This window comes from Rhodomicrobium sp., from assembly GCF_047605405.1.
Classification (GTDB): Bacteria; Pseudomonadota; Alphaproteobacteria; order Rhizobiales; family Rhodomicrobiaceae; genus Rhodomicrobium; species Rhodomicrobium lacus.
Genome location: NZ_JASGFR010000006.1, coordinates 42362 through 59793 on the forward strand (window position 1 = coordinate 42362; position 17432 = coordinate 59793).

General features: G+C 62.4%; 13 protein-coding genes. 6 read left to right on the forward strand and 7 right to left on the reverse strand.

What is annotated here, in order from left to right; all coding sequences use genetic code 11:
- Nucleotides 1-33 precede the first annotated feature (33 nt).
- Nucleotides 34-1185: a ribonuclease D gene (gene rnd / locus QM659_RS03930; protein ID WP_303486532.1), complete on the reverse strand. Its 1152-nt coding sequence runs from the start codon at nt 1183-1185 to the stop codon at nt 34-36.
- 330 nt (nt 1186-1515) lie between these two features.
- Between rnd and aspS the strand changes: the two genes are divergently transcribed.
- The 4 genes from aspS (at nt 1516) to QM659_RS03950 (ending at nt 4858) form a co-directional block, all read left to right on the forward strand.
- Nucleotides 1516-3306: an aspartate--tRNA ligase gene (aspS, locus tag QM659_RS03935; protein ID WP_415187504.1), complete on the forward strand. Its 1791-nt coding sequence runs from the start codon at nt 1516-1518 to the stop codon at nt 3304-3306.
- A 32-nt stretch (nt 3307-3338) separates the two neighbouring features.
- Nucleotides 3339-3677, forward strand: a complete 339-nt coding sequence (locus QM659_RS03940; protein WP_127076053.1) for a helix-turn-helix domain-containing protein — start codon at nt 3339-3341, stop codon at nt 3675-3677.
- The gene (locus QM659_RS03945) at nt 3674-4075 is read left to right on the forward strand and encodes a type II toxin-antitoxin system VapC family toxin (protein ID WP_415187444.1); all 402 of its coding nucleotides are present in this window, start codon (nt 3674-3676) and stop codon (nt 4073-4075) included. The genes QM659_RS03940 and QM659_RS03945 overlap by 4 nt, the downstream gene beginning before the upstream one ends.
- Before the next feature lie 363 nt (nt 4076-4438).
- The gene (locus tag QM659_RS03950; RefSeq protein WP_415187445.1) at nt 4439-4858 is read left to right on the forward strand and encodes a hypothetical protein; all 420 of its coding nucleotides are present in this window, start codon (nt 4439-4441) and stop codon (nt 4856-4858) included.
- Between the two features lie 176 nt (nt 4859-5034).
- Here QM659_RS03950 and rsmA read toward each other — a convergent pair whose 3' ends face one another.
- The 6 genes from rsmA to lptF form a co-directional block, all read right to left on the reverse strand.
- Nucleotides 5035-5898, reverse strand: coding sequence for a 16S rRNA (adenine(1518)-N(6)/adenine(1519)-N(6))-dimethyltransferase RsmA (gene rsmA / locus QM659_RS03955; protein ID WP_415187446.1), 864 nt, complete (start codon nt 5896-5898; stop codon nt 5035-5037).
- Nucleotides 5895-6950, reverse strand: coding sequence for a 4-hydroxythreonine-4-phosphate dehydrogenase PdxA (gene pdxA, locus QM659_RS03960; RefSeq protein ID WP_415187447.1), 1056 nt, complete (start codon nt 6948-6950; stop codon nt 5895-5897). The genes rsmA and pdxA overlap by 4 nt, the downstream gene beginning before the upstream one ends.
- 339 nt (nt 6951-7289) lie before the next feature.
- Nucleotides 7290-8390 (reverse strand): SurA N-terminal domain-containing protein, encoded by a 1101-nt coding sequence (locus tag QM659_RS03965; protein WP_415187448.1) that lies wholly within the window; start codon nt 8388-8390, stop codon nt 7290-7292.
- A 237-nt stretch (nt 8391-8627) separates the two neighbouring features.
- Nucleotides 8628-10928, reverse strand: a complete 2301-nt coding sequence (locus QM659_RS03970; RefSeq protein WP_415187449.1) for an LPS-assembly protein LptD — start codon at nt 10926-10928, stop codon at nt 8628-8630.
- Nucleotides 10929-10997: 69 nt separating this feature from the next.
- Nucleotides 10998-12089: an LPS export ABC transporter permease LptG gene (gene lptG / locus QM659_RS03975; protein WP_303486546.1), complete on the reverse strand. Its 1092-nt coding sequence runs from the start codon at nt 12087-12089 to the stop codon at nt 10998-11000.
- A gap of 12 nt (nt 12090-12101) precedes the next feature.
- Nucleotides 12102-13265 (reverse strand): LPS export ABC transporter permease LptF, encoded by a 1164-nt coding sequence (gene lptF, locus QM659_RS03980; protein WP_415187450.1) that lies wholly within the window; start codon nt 13263-13265, stop codon nt 12102-12104.
- 252 nt (nt 13266-13517) lie between these two features.
- Between lptF and QM659_RS03985 the strand changes: the two genes are divergently transcribed.
- Together QM659_RS03985 and mazG are read left to right on the forward strand one after the other, a co-directional pair.
- Nucleotides 13518-15068: a leucyl aminopeptidase gene (locus tag QM659_RS03985; RefSeq protein WP_415187451.1), complete on the forward strand. Its 1551-nt coding sequence runs from the start codon at nt 13518-13520 to the stop codon at nt 15066-15068.
- 1481 nt (nt 15069-16549) lie between these two features.
- Nucleotides 16550-17407: a nucleoside triphosphate pyrophosphohydrolase gene (gene mazG, locus QM659_RS03990; RefSeq protein WP_415187505.1), complete on the forward strand. Its 858-nt coding sequence runs from the start codon at nt 16550-16552 to the stop codon at nt 17405-17407.
- Nucleotides 17408-17432: the final 25 nt, after the last annotated feature.

Here is a 17432-nt window from a genome sequence, read left to right on the forward strand (position 1 = left end):
CTTAGTTTGAGAGAAGGCGGTGATCCGCAGACACTACAGCGGAAACACCGCGACCTCGTTCTTCCTGATGCCGAGCGCGAGACGGCCTTCCTTCAGCGCCAGGGCCTTGTCCCCGAACAGCGGACGGCGCCAGCCCTTCAGCGCGGGCACGTCCGGCTCGTCATATTGCGCGAGCTTTTCGAGATCCTCGGCGCTGGCGAGAAGCTTCGGCGCGATGTCGAGTTCGGCGGACACGGCCTTGAGCAGCACGCGCAGAAGCTCCACCGTGGCGGACGCCGTTGCCGAAAGATCGACATGCGCGGCGGCGTTCACGACATCCCCCGGATCGCGGGCCAGCGCCGCCTCGACCGCGCGCAAAATCGCATCACCCCGCGACCTTACGCTGTCGCGCACGGAGCGCAGCCGCGACAGGGTTTCGAGCGTGCGCGGCGCGTGCTTCGCCACCTCGTAAATGGCTTCGTCCTTCAGCACCCGCCCGCGCGGCACGTTCTCGTCCTGCGCGGCGCGCTCGCGCCAGGCCGCAAGCTCCATGATGATGGCGCGCGCCGTGCGCGACTTGCCGCCAAGCTTCAGGCGCTTCCAAGCGTCGGCCGGATCGAAGGCGTAGGTCTTCGGATCGGTGAGGACGGCGACTTCTTCTTCAAGCCACGGCTCACGGCCGGTCTGTTCGAGCCGCTGCTTCAGCTTGGCATAGACGTCGCGCAGATAGGTGACATCGCCGAGCGCATATTCGAGCTGCTTCGGCCCGAGCGGGCGCTGGCACCAGTCGATGGCCTGATAGGTCTTGTCGTGGTTCTTCTTGAGCAGCTTCTTGACGAGGGCGCCGTAGGAAATCGCCTCGCCATGGCCGAGCGCCATCGCCGCGATCTGCGTGTCGAACAGCGGCGTCGGTATCACGGACGCTTCCTGCCATACGATTTCGATGTCCTGGCGGGCGGCGTGAAAGACCTTCACGACGGCGGTATTCGCCATCAGCGCATAAAACGGCGACAGGTCGAGGTTCGGCAGCGGATCGACGACGGCTTCGATGCCGGGCGCGGCCATCTGGATGAGGCAGAGCTTCGGGCGGTAGGTGGTCTGCCGCATGAACTCGGTGTCGACGGTCACGAAGGGCTGTCGGGAGAGCGCATCGCATAGCGTCTTGAGATCTTTGACGGAGGTGATGACGGGCGGCAGATCGATCATTCTCTTAATGTAGCTCGGGCTGTGGGGCGGCTCTCATGACAGGCTCGCATTCTTGACAAACATCGCGGTCCATGCGCTGGTTTGTCCCGCGATTCAAGCGCTCTGAAACAGTGGGCGACCATAACTGTGTCTCTTTTAAGCCGCTTTGCCGCCATTCGGTCAAGAATTGCTGAACGGCGCCGGCTCCGATCCTGAAGGATGGCTTCTGTGGAAAAAACCGCGTCTGGCGGGCGGGCGAAGTCCGCCATCTCCGGCAAGAAAACGAAGCAGGAAACCGACGTGCAGGCGGTCGACGCGAAAGGCGCGGGGTCGAACTCTGGCGCGGCGAAGCTGCATGCCTATCGCTCGACGACCTGCGGGGCGCTTCGCAGAGCCGACGCGGGCAAGACGGTGCGGCTCTCGGGCTGGGTCCATCGCGTGCGCGACCATGGCGGCCTCCTGTTCATCGACCTGCGCGATCATTACGGGCTGACGCAATGCGTGGTCGATCCGTCCGCGCCGGCCTTCAAGGCGGCGGAAGCCGTGCGCGCCGAATGGGTGATCCGTATCGACGGCGAAGTGGTGATCCGCGAGGGCGACACCGTAAACCCGAACCTGCCGACGGGCGAAGTCGAGGTGCGCATCGGCGCGCTCGACGTGCTCTCGAAGGCCGAGGAATTGCCGCTGCCCGTGTTCGGCGAGCCGGACTACCCCGAAGACGTGCGCCTGCGTTACCGCTTCCTCGACCTGCGCCGCGAGACGCTGCACAGGAACATCGTCCAGCGCACGAAGATCATCGCCGACATGCGCAAGCGGATGGTGGATGCGGGCTTCACCGAATATTCGACGCCGATCCTCACCGCGTCCTCGCCCGAAGGCGCGCGCGACTTCCTTGTGCCGTCGCGCATCCATCCCGGCAAGTTCTACGCGCTGCCGCAGGCGCCGCAGCAATACAAGCAGCTCCTCATGGTGGCGGGTTTCGACCGCTACTTCCAGATCGCGCCGTGTTTCCGCGACGAAGACCCCCGCGCCGACCGGCTGCCGGGCGAATTCTACCAGCTCGACCTCGAAATGAGCTTCGTCACGCAGGAAGACGTGTGGGAGACGATGGAGCCCGTCATCCGCGCCGTATTCGACGGCTTCGCGGGCGGCAAGCCGGTGACCGACGTCTTCCCGCGCATCGCTTATGATGACGCCATCGCGAAATACGGCACCGACAAGCCCGACCTGCGCAATCCCATCGAAATGCAGGACGTGAGCGAGCACTTCCGCGGCTCCGGCTTCAAGGTGTTTGCAGGCATGCTGGAGAAGGACAAGAAGGCGCGCGTCTGGGCAATCCCCGGCAAGACCGGCGGCAGCCGCGCCTTCTGCGACCGCATGAATTCCTGGGCGCAACAGCAGGGCCAGCCTGGCCTCGGCTATATCTTCTGGCGCAAGGAGGGCGACGCGCTCGAAGGCGCTGGCCCTGTCGCGAAGAACATCGGGCCGGAACGCACGGCGGCGATTGCCGCGCAGCTTGGCCTCGGCGATGGCGACGCGGTGTTCTTCGTCGGCGGCGACCCGGCGAAGTTCTACAAATTCGCGGGCGAGGCGCGCACCCGCGTCGGCGAGGAACTGAACCTCGTGGATCGCGACCGCTTCGAACTCGCCTGGATCGTGGATTTCCCGTTCTACGAATGGAACGAGGACGAGAAGAAGGTCGACTTCGCGCACAACCCGTTCTCCATGCCGCAGGGCGGCCTCGAAGCGCTCGAAACGCGCGATCCGCTGGAACTCAAGGCGTATCAGTACGACCTCGTCTGCAACGGCTTCGAGATCGCCTCCGGCTCGATCCGTAACCAGTCGCCCGAGACCATGGTGAAGGCGTTCGAGAAGGTCGGCCTCACAAAGGCCGACGTGGAAGAGCGTTTCGGCGGCCTCTACCGCGCATTCCAGTTCGGCGCGCCGCCGCATGGCGGCATGGCGTTCGGCATCGATCGCATCGTGATGCTCATCACCGGCGCGAAGAACCTGCGCGAAATCTCGCTCTTCCCCATGAACCAGCAGGCCGAAGACTTGCTCATGGGCGCGCCGTCCGAGGCGAGCGCGCGGCAGCTCCGCGAACTCCACATCCGGCTCAACCTGCCGAAGAAGGATGCTTGACGTAAAGCGCTCTTCTATGGCATCTTTACGCCATGGCTACAGCGGAACAGATCAAGGCGGCGCGCGCACTCCTGCGCATGGAGCAGGACGAGCTTGCAAGGCGGGCGGGCGTCTCCGTGACGACCGTCCGGCGTCTCGAAGCGAGCGGTGATTATCCGGTCGCCGAAGAAACGGCAAGCGGTGTGCGGGCGGCACTGGAGGAGGCTGGCGTGGAATTCATTCATGACGGCGTCAGGCTGAAGCCCGCGCATGACGCGGATGCGCTGTTCGCGAAGCTTTACGCCATCGCCGAAACAAGCGCAGAGGCGCTTCGGAGAAGGCAGCCGCTCACGGATGCCGACCTTTATGGCGACGACGGGCTGCCCGCGTGATCGCGGTCGATTCGTCGGCGCTCGTCGCGATCCTTCGGCTGGAGCCCGATGCGAAGGCGCTGCTTGGCGCGCTTGTCGCGGCACGGGGGCGTGTCATGTCCGCGCTGAACGTGCTTGAAACGTCGCTGGTGCTTGCGGGCCGCGAAGGCGACGGATCGGTTTTCGCCCCGCTCGATGTGTTTATCGCGGAAGCCGGAATTGAACTCGTCCCCTTCGACGCCGGCCAGGCCGGACTGGCGCGCGCCGCTTTCCTGCACTACGGCAAGGGGCGCCATCCCGCGGCCCTCAATTTTGGCGATTGCGCCGCCTATGCGCTCGCCCGTTCGCGCGGCGTTCCGCTCCTCTACAAGGGCGCGGATTTCGCGAGAACCGACGTCGTGCCCGCGCTTGCGGTTTGAGCCGCGCCCCGGCTCTCCTGCGCTGCGGCCTTCCGGCGGCAGTGTCGGGGCTGTATTGCGCGAAAAGGATGCGACAAGAAAAAGTGTTTTGTCCGCGCGACGCGAAAACGCAAATAAAACGTACAGACAGGGTTCTTTCCGAAAAGCAACGATGGCTCTGATGCGATTTTTATATTGCGGAGATCCTTCTTATTGCGCAATACGGATCATATCTTCCGTGTACCGTTATCTTTGCATTAGGAGTGTTGCTACATTCAAAGCGCCTCCCGTTTCATAAGCTTCAGTACTGGAATATCTTGTAAAGACTCGAGGCCCAAAGTTGTCGAAGTAGCGTAGCGCTACGCAACAACAGGGTGAAATTGTATGCGTAAAATCCTTGCTCTGGCGGCTTTCGCCGCCCTTTACAGCCCTGCCGCTTCTGCGGCGCCTGTAGCGGCTCTCGCCGGTATCGACACTGCCGCTGTCACGGAAGCGACGACTCTCCGTCACGATGTACAATATGTCTATCAGGCTGAAACGCGCCGTGTGCCGGTTGTGGTGGAACGCGACGTTGTCGTGTTGCGGCCGGTTCGCGTCCGTCCGGTCGTGGTCGCGGAAGCTCCCGTAGCACCGATCTTCGCACCCGTCGCGGAAATCGTCGCGCCTGCGCCCGTCCCGGCGCGCGTCGCCGTGGTTCGCGCTCCGCGCCGCGTTTATGCGGCTGCCCCGGTTGCCGTCGTTCCTCGTCCGACCGCTTTCGTTGCAGCCCCGGTTGTGTCGGTCGGCTTCTTCGGCGGCTTCTGACGCATCAGGCTTTCGGTAAGGCGGGGCGGCCCTTCGGTTACCCCGTTTTGCCGACCGCTGGCGGACCCGCTTGAAGCGCGGCATGGCGGATAGAGCGTTTCCGTATCGCGAATTGCTCCGACTTAACGCGTTCGGTTGGAAAACCGGTTCCAACTTTCCGCTGCAAATGCTCCGGGCTATCCGCCTCGCTGGCTTTGAAGCGCCTTGGCGATGCGGAGGAAATCCTCCACCGCGAGGCGCTCCGCGCGTTCGGCGGGATCGATGCCGGCTTCGGCCAGGAGACGGGCCGTGTCGGCTCCGAGCGAGGCGAGGCTTGACCGGAGCATCTTGCGACGCTGTCCGAACGCCGCTGCCGTCACCTTTTCGAGCCAGAGCGTCGGCACGGCATCGGGCGCTTGCGGGCGCGGCACGATTTCCACCAGCGCCGAGGCTACCTTCGGCGGCGGCGTGAAGACTGACGGCGGCAGGGTGAACAGGATGCGCGGCCGCGCCCGGAACTGCGCGATCACGGCAAGCCGCCCGTAATGGTCGCTGCCGACCTCCGCCGCGAGCCGCTCGGCGACCTCCTTCTGCACCATGACGACGATCCGGTCGAACCATGGCGGCCAGCGTGTCTCGGTCAGCCAGCCTACGATGAGCGGCGTCGCTATGTTGTAAGGGAGGTTGGCGACGATGCGATTTGCGCCCGTCTCGGTGGCGAAAGCAGGGTAGTCGATACTCATTGCGTCCGCAAAGGTGACGCCGAAGCGACCGCCGCTCGCCTCCGCAATCTGGTCGAGGGCGGGACGAAAGCGCTCGTCACGCTCAATCGCGATGGCACGGCTTGCGCCTTCGATCAGGAGCGCGCGTGTGAGGCCGCCGGGGCCCGGGCCGATTTCGAGCACGGTTGCGCCATCGAGCGGTCCGGCCGCGCGGGCGATCCTGCGTGTGACATTGAGATCGAGAATGAAATTCTGGCCGAGGGACTTTCGCGCGGACAGCGAAGCGTCCTTGATGACTTCGCGAAGCGGCGGCAGAGCTTCGATCGCGGCGGCGCTCACGAGCGATCCTCCGCACCGGCTTCAGCCGCGCTTGCGGCCATCCGCCGGGCGAGGTGAAGCGCTTCGGCAAAACTTCGCGGGTTGGCCTGCCCGGTGCCGGCAAGCGCGAACGCGGTGCCATGGTCGGGCGATGTGCGGATGAAGGGCAGGCCGAGCGTCACGTTCACGCCGTCGTCGAAGGCGAGCGTCTTGAACGGGATCAGCGCCTGATCGTGATACATCGCAAGCACCGCGTCATAGGTTTCCCGCGCCGCATCGTGGAAAAGTGTGTCGGCCGGATGCGGGCCCGAGGCGCGGATGCCCTCCGCCCTGAGGCGCTCGATGGCGGGCGCGACGATGTCCGTCTCCTCGTGTCCGAGCGCACCGTTTTCGCCCGCGTGCGGGTTGAGACCGCAAATGGCAAGGCGCGGGCGCGCGACACCGAAAAAGCGCCTCAGCCCTTCGGCGGTGGTTCGCGCGGTGTCGATAATGATTTCGCGCGTCAGCGCGGCAAAAACCTCTTTCAGCGGGATGTGCACCGTGACCGGCACCGTTTTAAGGCGCGGCGATGCCATCAGCATGACGGGCGGGCGCGGCGGGTGGCCGTGCCGCTCTGCGAGTTCGGCGAGAAATTCGGTGTGGCCTGCGTGAGGAAAGCCGGTTTCCATGAGCACGAATTTCGCGATCGGCGCGGTGACGACGGCTGCGGCGCGGCCGGACAGCGCGAGAGAGACGGCTTCCTCGATCGACTCGATGATGGCGCCGGCGTGAGCCACCGAGGGTTTGCCGGGCATGACAGGAACGAGCGGCGCGCGAAGGGGCAGGACAGGCAGCGCTAGGTCGAAGACAGCAGCAGCGTCTTGCGGGCGGGTGATGCGCGCGACGGGCGCGTCGAGACCGAGCAGTGCGGCGCGAGCCTCCAGAAGGGCAGGGTCGGCGATGACGAAGAACGGGGGGAGCGCGCAGTCCCGTCGCCGCACCCATGCCGCGAGCGTGATGTCGGGACCGATTCCGGCGGGGTCACCCATGGTGACGGCGAGTGGCGAGTCGGGAAACGCGTGGGAAACCGCCAAGGATAGGCTCCGGGCTAGATCAGACTGCGTGAAATCGGACCCGATGTGACGCAGAGGCTGACCGACATTTGAAATGTTCAGCGTCGAGCTGCGTCCAGGCTTGCGGCGACGACGCGGCAGGCAAACAGGCGCCAAAAAGGCCGCGCGTTTGAAGGCGTCGATTATAGCGTGTTCGGCCGCAGCTTCAAACGACCCTGAGAGAAAACGGCGCCGAAACGCGCAGGCGTCCTGAAGTCATGCCGCGACTTGGTTCGGTTGCGCGCGCCTTGCGCATGCATTTTGCGAGCGTATGGCCTCAAGATCAGGCCGTTTCCGAGCCCGACGAGACCCCGTGATCCCTCAGTCTACCTTCGTCCGGTAATCGATCGAAGCCGACTTCTTCAGATCCTGCAGATAGCGGCGCGAGAAGCGTTCAAATTCCTGCTGTCTCGCATCGGGCTTGTTCTCGGCTGCGGCGTTGGGCTTGAGAACGATACCCTTCTTGCAGATCGCATACGACTCCACCGCACCGGAGACGAGGATCGGCGGGGTCATCTGGCCCTCGCTGGCCTTGAGGATGAGAGGCTGCGCGTCCTTGTTGAACGAGGCCAGCTTCGCCTTGTCGACTGCCTTTACGGATGCATCGGCAACAAGCCTCGCGCGCTTGGGCAGGTCCGCGCAGGAGGTGAACTTGCTGCGGAGATTTTCAGCTTCCATCATGCGCTGGCTCACCGCACGTTCGTCAGAGCCCGCGACCGCCAGCCTCAGAACGCGCACGTCGAACTGGATATCGCCATCGGCGGGCTTCTGGTCGTCGGAGGGCAGCGCCGCAAGCATGGCCGCGATACGCGGACCGTACTGGCGACGGATCACGTCACGCCACGCGAGTTGCGCGCGGATGATGTTCTGCACGGTCTTGCGGCTGATGCCGTCGGCCTCGAACTGCTGGTAGAATTCGTTGAGCTGCGGCTTCTTGCCATCGCCGCCGCCGGCGCGCTGCGCCAGAACCTCCTCGACCTCCTTGTCGGTGATCGTGATATCGAGCTTCTTCGCGGCCTGAAGTTTCAGCTTGTCTTCTATGAGCGTTTCGATGACCTGCTTGCGCGAAGTGCCGCCGCCTTCGGACAGCACGCGGCCCTTGGCTTCCTCGATGAGCTGCTTCTTGATGCGCTCGGCGGTCTGCTCAGCCTCGGCCTGCGAGCGGGGGTTCGCCTGGATCATGAGCTGCCGGAAACGTTCCTTGATCGCGTCGCCGGTGAGGAGCGCTTTCATGCGATCGCCGAAGCCGCTCGTGCGCGCCATCCATCGCGTGCGCTGCGCGATGTCGCCCGACGTGATCGGCTCGTCGTTGACGAGGACGACGATGTTCTGCGCTCTGGCCTCCGGCCCGGCCAGCGCCAGCACCGTCAGACCTGCGGCGACCGCGAGAGTAGCGGCGCGATGAAGCTTTGCGATTCTCATGTCGGAAACTTGGATTTCATTTGCGGCAAGAGTGTGCCTGCCTTTGCCATAATCCCCGCCTCGGTTGCGGCGGCGGGATGTGCCGCCGGGGATCGCCCGAACGTATCGCCAAACGCGGATGGCGCCCCGTCTTTCGGAAATGACGCAGCCGGGGCGGCCTTTCGCTGTGGCGCCCATACTCGACGCCGGCCGTCCAGACAAATGTCGAAGCCGGACGGCCGCAGACGACCGAGAATTCTAGCGGAACGCCGCCGCTTCGGGCGAAAGATCGGCGATGGAACTTGGCGTCGTTTGCTGACCGAAGCCCTTGATGCCGATGCGGACCATCACGGACGTATCCGGCTTCAGGTCGGCATATTCCACGAAGGTCTGCTGATAGGTGACCGAGTAAATGAAGCACTCGTCCGCATACTGGACGCCTACGCTGTTGCGAACGAATTGCGACAATTCGAGGTTGTAGCGCGCATCGCCGAAGACGGTCCACTCGTCCGTCAGCTTGACAGCCGCGAAACCGGCGACTTCCTCGCGTGGCGAAGTGAAGCCAAGCAGAGGCTGTGCCGCCACTGCGACGTAGCTCAGGGCGCCTTCAAAGATGCCAAGCTTCACTTGAGCGCTGTAATCCTGGCGGGCAACGCTGAAGTCGCTCTCGTTGAGACGGAACTGCGTCACGAAGCGGAACATGTTGAGGTAGTCGACGTAGCCGCCAACCACGTAATCGGAGCGCGTGTTATAAAGACCGGTCGTGGGATCGTAGGAGTTCTTTCCCGCAACCTGGAAGCTCTCGCCGCCAACCGCCCGAACGCTGACCCCGTTGTAGGTCTGCATCGTGTACTGCAGGCCCACATTGGCGCGCGTTCCGGTCTCGATTCGGTCGTAGCCGGAGAACTTGTTGATATCGAAAAGAAGTGTGTCGTCGAAGACGAGGCTCTGCGCGTCTTCGTTGGGCACCTTGTCGTTGTTCGCGACATTGGTGCGTGTGATGATCTGCCCAACGGGTTCGATGACGTGCGAAGCCGTGTCGGTATGCGCCACGAAGGGATAGCGATAGTCGAGACCGCCGCCCACCATCTGGCGGGTGAAGGTGTCGCTGTCGCCAAGGTCGCCATTGACGTTCTGGAAGCTCGATACGTTGTAGATGTCGCCACGTCCGAAAACGAACGGCGTGAAACGCTGGCCCAGGTCGTCCGTCAGCGTCCGCCGCCATTCAGCCTGCGTCACCACGTGGTCGGTGCGGCCGAAATAGGGGCTGGTGGTGCCATTGGCATTATAGGTGCGCTGGTCATTCGAAGAGAGCGCGAGCGCATTCACATCGAACTTGAACTCCCCGCCGAACACCGGTTTGTCGTGGACATAATTGTAGTCGATGCTCGGATAGGCCCATGACGACTGGCTGTCGATGTATTGTCCCGTCGAGTAGTCGTAGGGCTGTCCGCCGAGGTTGCCGTAACGATTCACGGACATGTTGAAGTAGTTACGCTCACCCATGCCGGTCAGGTAGACGGACGACACACGTTCGGTCGAATAGATGCTGTCGAGGTGATAGAAGCGGCGGAATGTATCATCGCTTTCGAGGATCGCATTCCAGCCGACTCTCCAGAACTTGTTCAGCTCGAACTCGCCCTTTGTCGCGATGCTGCCGCGCCACTGGCGCTGGCCGACGAAATCGTTCGCATTATCGTTGTAGACGCCCGCGAACTTCACCTCGTAGGCGCCGTTCCACAAGCGCTGCCGCCAGTCGGCCTCCATCAGATAGCCCGCCTTGGTGGTGAAGGTGGGCGACAGAGTCAGGTCGTAATTCGGCGAGATGGCGTAATAATAGGGAACCGTCAGCGCATAACCCGTCATCGAATCGTGCCGGTATTGGGGCGCGAGGAAGCCGGAGCGCTGTTTCACACTCGGATCTGGAATGTAGAAATAGGGAAGCCACGCGATCGGCACGCCGAAGAGTTCGAAGCGCGTGTCCTCGAAATAGATGTTCTGGTCTTCCTTGTCCTGAATGACGCGCGTCGCCTTGATGCGCCAGACGGGCGGACGCTCGGGATTGGCCTCGCAAGGCTTGCAGGAGGTCACCACGCCGTTCTCGTAGACGGTCTTGCCGTCCTTGCGGTATGCGTTCGAGGCGGCGATGCGGCTGTCATCCTGCGTCAGCGCCTTCATCGAGCGGATGAAGCCATCGCGGAAATTCGAGCTGAGCGTAAGCCTTTCGGCGTTCACCACCGAACCGTCGGCCTCCTTGAGGCGGACGTTGCCGATGGCCGTCAGCGTGTTCGCGGACTTGTCGTAGATGACTTCGTCGGCAAGCAGGATATTCTCGTCGTAATAGATTTCGACGTTGCCGCGCGCAACCACGCGGTTGTTGCGGTGATCGTAAACAAGGTCGTCGGCCTGCAGCAGCAGAGGCGATGCCTTGTCGGGCGACACCTTCTTGGCCACGGTGGTTTCGCCACCGCGCGTCTGATTGCTTGGCGTCTGCGCACGCGCGACGCTGCCCAGGCACATCAGGCATGCCAACATTGCTGCCAGCAGTTTGCTAGGCATCGCTCGCCGCTCTCTTACTGAAGACCACCACTCTCAAGCCCCCCGGTCGACTCACACCTCTGCTCCTGATTACCCGTCCTCCTGGTAGAGAAGGACGGTTGCCGAAAGAAGAAGGGCAACAAGCGCCGGTCCCCAAGCCGCCACCGTAACAGGGACCAATCCCGACGCGCCCACCTTTCGCGACAGTTCAGAGAATATGAAAAAACCGAACCCCCCGGTTAATCCCGTCAGAACCATAGTTTGGATTTTGCCAAAACGAAAGGCTTTCAGCGAGCAGGTTGCAGCGATCAACACCATCGCGGCCATAAGAATAGGACGCACGAGAAAAAGCTGGTACTGAAGTTCATACTGTGTCGTTGGAAGACCGGCTTTTTTTGCAAACGTAATAAATCCAGGCAAATCCCAAAAAGACAGGGTTTCCAATGACCCGAGACTATTCATTATCTGAGCCGCACCAAGATATGTACTTACGAAATATTCATCGTAATGCCGAATGGCCTCGCCGGAACCTTGCACAGTTACGTTTTCGAGGCGCCAAAAGCCTTGCCGCAGTTCGGCCTTGTTCGCTTGTATTTGTTCATAAAATCTGTTGGCGGGATCAAATTGCAACAGCGTCACGCCAGCCAGCGTCAATCCTCTGTCTGCTGACGTCTTGGCGTGCAGGATCGTCGGCCCGTCCACGCTCTCCTGACGCAGCCAGGAGCCCGTGCCGCGCGAGGTCGCGAACGATTTCTCCGACTGGAGAACGTCGGCCAGAAGCTTCTCCGACTTGGCTTTCATGGCGGACGCCACCGGGTTGTAAACGGTTACGGCGAAAATGCCGAAGAGCATCGCGACGACAAGCGCCGGCTGGACGAACTGCCACACGGAAAGCCCGGCAGCCCTTATGATCGTCAGCTCCGAGGTGCGGCTGAGACTCAGGAAGGCGGCGATGGTGCCGATCAGGATCGCAAAGGGCAGGGTGAGTTCCGCGAAAACGGGAATGCGCAGAAGCGTGATCAGCGCGAGTGTGCCCGCGCTCACGTCCTTTCTCGCGCCGCTTCGAAGCACCTCGACGAAGTCCACGAAAAATATGAGAAGCAGCGTCACGAAGAAGACGCCGAGAATCGTCATGGCGAACCGTTTCGCCATGTAGCGTCCGACGGTGGTGAAAATCATCATGACGCAAAATCCTCAGGACGCCGACGCGGCGGACGCGGAACCGCCGCGCTTCAGAAACGAGGGCAGGCGCAGACTGGGCAGCGCTATGACGGGCGCGCCGATGTCGTATCGCAACATCACAAGCCCTCCAGCGATCACCGCCACGGGTATGCCGTAGATCAGGCCTAGCGCCCATGCCTTCTTTCCCACGATATTTACGCCCGCGATCCCGACGATGCGGATGGCGGCACCGAGCGCGAAGGCCGTGAAAAGATTGCCGGCGCGGCCCTCGCGCGTGGTCTTCGGGCGGCCGAGATACAGCACGGCGATAATGGCGAAGGCGATCGGATAGATCGCACCGGAAAAGCGCTCGTGGATTTCAGAGCGGAACGATCCCTTGTTGTTCGTATACGCGGCGCTTTCCTTGTCGGGATAAAGAAGCTCGCCGATATCGCGCTCCCGCGGCTTTCGTTCGCGAACGCCTTGTTTCGCGGAAAAGTCGCCGATGTCGAAGCCGTAGCTCGTGAAATCCACGATCTGCGCGGTGGTCTTACCGTCCTGCTGGCGAATGATCTTGCCGTCGTGGAGCATCATGGACGCCCGCCCTTCATCCTGAAGGATCTGGCCGCGCTCCGCGATGACGGTCGTCACCGACTTCGGATCGCGCTCGTCGCGCACGACGACGCCCAGAAGTTCCCCGTCGTCGCTCTTTGCGCGCATGTGGAAGGTCAGGCCCGGTTCGAGGTCCGAGAACTCGCCCGGCTGGATCACCTGCGAAAGCACATCGGCGCGCACTTGCGACACCGTATCGCCGAGAAGCCGCGCCGCCTTCGGCAGCACGAACAGATTCGCCGTCAGGACACACATGGACACCACGACCGCGAGGAACAGATAGGGCGAGAGCAATCGCCAGACCGACGAGCCTGCCGCCGACAGCACAATGAGTTCGCTGTCGCCTGAAAGACGGTTGAGGCTGTGAAGCGCGGCGATCAGGAAGGCAACGGGAGCCACCGTGACGATCAGGTTCGGGATGGCGAGCGCGGTGATCTGGAGAAACAGAAGAAATGTCTGTCCCTGCGCGGTGAGAAGCTTGATCTCGCGCAAGAGCGACGTCAGCCAGACGATGAGCGTCAGCGAAACGAGGATCATGATGAGCGCCGACGCCGTCTGGCGGAAGATATACCGGCTAATCAGCATTCAACGATCACTCCAGCGGGCGGGGCACGCTCCGGCTTTGCCCGATCAACGAGCGGTCCTGTTTCGGCGTCCGGCGCGCGGTTACGGCGCTTTCGAGGCGATTCAGGTTCGAGGCTTCACTACACATGGGTTCATGGCGCATTTTCGGCGCGATTTCGAGCGATGTTTCCTTTGGACGCGGACTTTGCAACGTCGCGCGTTTCCTGTAGGCTTTCGGATCTCGATTTCCCGCCAGAACGGTCCGCTCACTCGATGACAGAACTTCCAGCCGTTTCGTTCGCCTCGTTGCAGCCGGAGCCGAAAGGCTCGACCGCCGTCTATTTCGTGACGGAGGGCGAAGACCTTCCACCTCCGATCAAGCGGCTCGACAAGACGAGCGCCGGCGCCGTTTCGCGCGCAATCGAGGTGTCCGGGTTCAAGCCGAAGCGCAAGACTCTGCTGGAAATTCTGGCGCCGCATGGTCTCAAGGCGGCTCGGCTCCTGCTCGTTGGCATCGGCGACGCCAAGACGCTGACGCATCGCGACTGGATGGACCTCGGCGGCGTCGTGCGGGGCAAGTTGCCGAAGAAAACGACCGAGGTCGACGTGGTATTCGCGGGTGTCGACCACCTGCCGGAAGACGCGCCGCTCGGCTTCGCGGCCGGCTTCAGCCTCAGAAACTACACCTTCAAGAAATACAAGTCGAAGGTCGCCAAAAGTCCGGAAGGCGGCGACGAAAACGAGCCGGACGAAGGCCGCGCTCCGCCGAAGCTTTCTATTTTTTCCTGCTGGGGCGACAAGCTCGCGGCGAAGCTGGAACACACGCAGGCCGAGCTTGCGGGCGTCTATCTCGCGCGCGATCTCGTCAACGAGCCTGCGAATATCCTGACTCCGCCCGAATTCACGGCTCGGTTGCGCGCGCTCGAAGCGCTCGGCCTTACGGTCGAAGTGCTGGACGAGGTAAAGCTCAAGTCGCTCGGCATGAATGCGTTGCTGGCGGTGGGGCAGGGGAGCGCGCAGCCGACTTCGGTCGTCGTTCTGAGGTGGAACGGCGCGGTCGGTCGCTCGGCGGGCGACGGCAATCTCGTGTTCGTCGGCAAGGGCGTCTGCTTCGATTCAGGCGGCATTTCCATCAAGCCCGGGCCCGGCATGGAGGACATGAAGGGCGATATGGGAGGCGCGGCCGCCGTCGCAGGCGCGATGGCAACGCTTGCGCTGCGCAAGGCGCCTGTCAACGCGGTCGGCATCGTCGGCCTCGTCGAGAACATGCCGAGCGGCACCGCGACTCGGCCCGGCGACATCGTCACCTCGGCTTCCGGCCAGACCATCGAGATTCTCAACACCGACGCCGAGGGGCGTCTCGTGCTTGCAGACCTTCTGTGGTATGCGCAGGAGCATCTCGAACCGAAACTGCTGATCACGCTTGCGACGCTCACGGGCGCCATTCTCGTCGCGCTCGGCAAGGAATATGCCGGGCTGTTTTCAAACGACGACAGGCTCGCGAACGAAATCACCGAGGCGGGGGCGCAATCGGGCGAACTCGCCTGGCGCATGCCGCTTTCCAAGAAATATAACAAGCTTATCGACGGCAAGTTTGCCGATATCAAGAATATCGGTGGACGCGATGCCGGTTCGATCACCGCCGCGCAGTTTCTGCAACGTTTCGTCAAGAATGGCACGCCGTGGGCGCACCTCGATATTGCCGGGACCGCGATGGCATCGCCCTCGACCGACATAAATCAGAGCTGGGGGTCGGGTTATGGCGTCCGGTTGCTGGATCGCTTCTCGGCGAAATTCCACGAAACGCCATCGGCAGAAGCGTAACTCAGTCTGAGCCGACCGCACGAGGCGGACAGGCTGTTCCAAATCAGCGATCTACGCTGCTGTGCCGCCGTCCGATTGACGGCGACTGCTGTCGGTGCATCTCAAGCTGCCGCATTCAGGGAATTCGAGACGCGCTTCAACGGGAGCGCGTTATTCCTGTTTCGCGTCTCGCTTTGATGTGCTCGTGAACGCGACAAGTACGCCCCGTTGAGAAGGGCAACGGCCAAGCGTCGCTAAAGGCGTGGCATATGGCCATCGTCGCCACCACGCCTGAACCTTTGCATGTGTCGGCAGCTGCATTTCCAGGTTCCCTGAAGCCGGAGACGGAAGACCGCGACCGATGAGCGGCTTGTGAGAAGTCGCGTCCAGCCTCTGACGTCGTCTTAAGGCAAACGACCCGGCTTTGTCCGATTCGCATAAGATACATTATGGAAATTTTCCGTAATGCAGCAGCGACCGGCCGACAACCCGCTATACCCAGTCGGCGCATCCGCTGCACGCCGCCACGACATCATCGAGCGTGTCCTATCTTTGTTCTCGCCCTGTCTCATGCGCCTGCCACTTCACCGGCGTTTTCGCACGGCAAGGCTGGTGTTTTCGCGTTGTTTTTTCGGCGTGAACGGAGCGGCTGCCCCACGTCGCCGGAGCGGAACGGATTTCATTAAAATTTTAAGTGACAAAATGAGGTATACGGAACTTTTCGAGAACCGGACTCGCCTTGCTCCAGGCAAAAAAAACACCTTCTACGTCTCGGATCTCTCCGAAAAATAGGCAAAACCTCAGCTTCTCGTGCAAACCGCTATTTCAGGCGACGATTCAGGCTGGAAAACCAAATTTTATGGTGAGGGCCCCGCAAGCCGGACCTTTCGTTGGGTCGAATCGCCGAGCGCTGACGCGGCTCCGGCGGCGGATAAGGACAAAAAGTGAACACGGAAACGGCGGTCCTGTTGTCCTTTGTTCCCATCGAGGAGGTCCGATGGCGAACGGTCCGAAGAAAAAACGTGCCCGGAATGTCTGGGATGCGCGCTTTCCACGGAATGCAGAATCGGGGGAACTCGCGATCATGGGCTTCGGATCGGCCTGCGCCAAGGCGGCATCGCTTTGGCGCAGGCACGCTTGCCCGCAACACCAATCGACGGCGTCATGCGGCGTCCGGTTTTCGGAAGGATGCCGCAGGCGGCCTGGGATCTGGATTTCCGGCGTCATGGCGGGCGCTTCGCCGACGGAATGCGACGGCGCGGCAGCGGGTATGCTCACTCCGTCCGGCCGGGACGAGACGCGCGACAAGGCGGATATCGTCCGCAGACGATGGATCGCCCGATAAAGGAAGCGGAAGATTGATGCGACGACCCGCATGACGCGTCCTTGCACGTCTTTTGCCGAAGGATATAAACCGTAGGGTGATTTGGTCTTGACCGTCAATCGCCCTTGGGCACGGAGGAAGCGTGACGAACGAATCGGAAACTCGGGCGAATGACACCGTGGCGGACGCGCCCTCTTCCGCCGAGGAGCAGCTTTCGCGGCTGATCGCCATCATGGCGCGCCTGCGCGACCCCGAACGCGGCTGTCCGTGGGATGTGAAGCAGAGCTTCGGCACCATCGCGCCCTACACCATCGAAGAAGCCTATGAGGTCGCGGACGCGATCGAGCGCGGCGACATGGACGACCTCAAGGATGAACTGGGCGACCTGCTTTTGCAGGTGGTCTTCCACGCGCGGATGGCCGAGGAAGCCGGGCATTTCGCCTTCGCCGATGTGGCGCGCGCGATAAGCGAGAAGCTCATTCGCCGCCATCCCCATGTCTTCGACGGCGCGGGCGGCGCTTTGGACGCGAAAGCGACCTGGGAGGCGATCAAGGCCGACGAACGTAAGGCGAAAGCCGAACGGCGGGGCGCGTCCGGTCTGGAAACTTCGCCGCGCGACCTATTCGACGGCATCGGCGCCGGTCTGCCCGCGCTCCTTCGCAGCACGAAACTGCAGGGTCGCGCCGCGAGCGTCGGCTTCGACTGGCCGAACGTCGCGCCCGTTCTCGACAAGGTGGACGAGGAACTTGCCGAATTGCGCGCGGAAATAGCCGCCCCTGCGGGCCCCGAGACCGACAAGCGCCGCTTCGAGGAATTCGGAGACCTGATGTTCGTCGTCGTCAATCTCGGGCGCTGGCTCGACATCGATCCGGAAGCCGCGCTTCGCTCGGCCAACGCGAAGTTCATTCGCCGCATGGGCGAGGTTGTGAAGGGCGCGGAGGAGGAAGGCCGCAAGCTCGAAGAGATGCGCCTCGACGAAATGGGGGTATATTGGGACCGGGCAAAGGCCAGGGAACGCGAACAAGGCGGGAAGTAACCGGTTGCTCACACCAACATACGAC